Below are 293 nucleotides of genomic sequence, written 5' to 3'. Positions count from 1 at the left end.
ACGCGCGGATAGGCGCAACGGTGGCCCACGAACTGTGTCACCTGTTCGATGAACAGGGGCGCAAATACGACGAGCATGGCGCCCTTCGCGACTGGTGGACGCAGGACGACGTCGAAGCCTTCCAGCAGCGCGAACGAGCGCTGATCGCCCAGGCTTCCAGCTACGAACCGCTCAAGGATGTTCTGGTGAACGGCGCACTGACCATCGGCGAGAACATCGCCGATCTAGCAGGGCTTGAGGTCGCCTACGCAGCGGTTCGTAATCTTCCCGCAAGCGCCCGGCCAATGCTCGAC

General features: G+C 62.8%; 1 protein-coding gene. It reads left to right on the top strand.

Annotated elements, in window-relative coordinates; translation table 11 throughout:
* Positions 1-8: 8 nt before the first annotated feature.
* The coding region (locus EIK80_RS25525; protein ID WP_305038178.1) for a M13-type metalloendopeptidase at positions 9-293 on the top strand (285 nt) is incomplete at its 3' end.

The sequence above is a fragment of the Caulobacter sp. 602-1 genome (genome assembly GCF_003931565.1).
Classification (GTDB): Bacteria; Pseudomonadota; Alphaproteobacteria; order Caulobacterales; family Caulobacteraceae; genus Caulobacter.
The sequence above is the reverse complement of the archived record's forward strand: the minus strand, read 5'-3'. Positions and strand labels throughout refer to the sequence as shown.